We start from the raw sequence: 1562 nt of genomic DNA, 5'->3' as shown, positions 1-1562 counted from the left end.
TTGCGAACCCCTCATCTCAAGACAGGACGCCCCGTTGCGCTATCGTCTTGGCTACGCTGACCGCAGCAGCGCCCTACCGCGCGAGCGGTTTAGTCCTGTGACCCTTTGCAGACGTTCCAGAAGACGCGATCAACATCGTGCAGACGTGGTTGTTTGCCAGCAGCTGCCGTTGGTCGGGGTGACTTCACATCCGGTTACTTTCTTGGGCTTGACTAAGGCAGGCTTTGATCGGTTTATCTTTTGGACAAGCGCACCGGGTGACATAGGACACCCGGTGCAACGCCTTGACCAGCCACGGTGCGCTGAGAACGCTTTGGTCAAGGAGTGGGTCGCCGCCCGAGGCTATCACTAACCGGACGTCAAAGCCGTTTTAACGGTCTCAAAGGTCGCCTTCAGGTTCGTACCAACACCGCTGACTGCTCCGATGATCGCAATAGCAATACCAGTCGCAATCAGCCCGTACTCAATGGCCGTAGCACCCGACTCATCCTTCAAGAATGCACTAAAAACAGTCTTCATCATTGCACCTGCCCAGTTTCTATCGAGACGCATTGTCGCGTCCTGAAACGAACTAGAGCGGCAAAGCCTAAGGTTGTCTAAATCGCCGATGCACGGATTTGCGAGACAATCGAACTAAATAGTGACTCGAATTTTCTAGAAGCTGTGTGGTCGGGCTTGAACGCTGCATGGACGCAACGTCAGTTATGGTCACGGCGTTAGCCAAATCGCGGTGACTGCAATGCCTTATGAGCTTCTATTTTGCACGCAAGGCATTTTCGGGGGAACGCGAATTGAGCTTGGCTGCAAGTGGAACTTGCCACACCTGCGACGCGCGACGATAGTCGTGTGACAACTTGCCGCTGTGCGAGCCGCGCCTGCTCGCGTAACGAGATACCGCACCGCAGTCGAAAAACTGATGTACGAGGGTCAGCATTTGGCCCAGGCTGTGTGAAAATCGCGCAACTCGGGGCGCACCGGTGCATTTCGCGGCCGCCGAGCTTCTAGTTCGATGGGATCGACCCCTGTCATCTCAGTGGCAACCAGGACCTTCCGGTAGGCGCTGATTTGGTCGCGCAGCGGCCGGCCTCACGCCTGCATCGCCTCCAGCAATCCGTCTACGCCCATGATCATCATTACGCGCTTCATGTTGTAGGCGAGCACGTTGAGCGCCATCTCGGTGGCCAAGCCATGCGCGTGCGTCGCGAGACGGTCGAGCATCCGTTCGGCACCATGAAGGCCCGCATGGGAGCGACACACTTCCTCACCAAAACGCTTCCAAAAGTAGCCGCCGAGATGGCTCTCTCGGTCCTGGCCTATAACCTAACAAGGGCCATGAACATCGTCGGGACCAAGCCGCTGATGGCCGCGATCGCGGCCTGAGACCAAACCGTCCTGGCTTCCCACCGCCCTCCCGGGGAAGGTGTTTTTACACGACCAAGGTAGAGTCGGGATGTGGCGCGGTGGTTGTAGGCTGAACATATCTGTTGCCGCCTCTTTCGTCTGGCGGTGCCTTAGTAGTTCGACCGTGACTCCGTTTCCACATCTCGCTCATCGAACCGGAC

General features: G+C 57.2%; 1 protein-coding gene and 1 pseudogene. One reads left to right on the top strand and one right to left on the bottom strand.

Translation table 11 applies throughout. The features are described from left to right. Window positions 1–348: 348 nt before the first annotated feature. Window positions 349–519, bottom strand: a complete 171-nt coding sequence (locus AC628_RS41035; RefSeq protein ID WP_074132497.1) for a Flp family type IVb pilin — start codon at window positions 517–519, stop codon at window positions 349–351. 585 nt (window positions 520–1104) lie between these two features. On the opposite strand from AC628_RS41035, the pseudogene AC628_RS41030 reads away from it, so the two are divergent. Further along, window positions 1105–1380: pseudogene (locus AC628_RS41030) on the top strand (transposase); the annotation flags it as partial. Between the last annotated feature and the right edge of the window lie 182 nt (window positions 1381–1562).

Origin of the sequence: Bradyrhizobium sp. NAS96.2 (genome assembly GCF_001908235.1) — a bacterium.
Taxonomy (GTDB): Bacteria; Pseudomonadota; Alphaproteobacteria; order Rhizobiales; family Xanthobacteraceae; genus Bradyrhizobium.
Note: the sequence above shows the minus strand (reverse complement) of the source record. Positions and strands in the feature narration are given on the sequence as shown.

Coding starts and splice junctions, on each gene's coding strand:
- AC628_RS41035 (WP_074132497.1), bottom strand. CDS start 519: ATGAAGACTGTTTTTAGTGCATTCTTGAAGGATGAGTCGGGTGCTACG.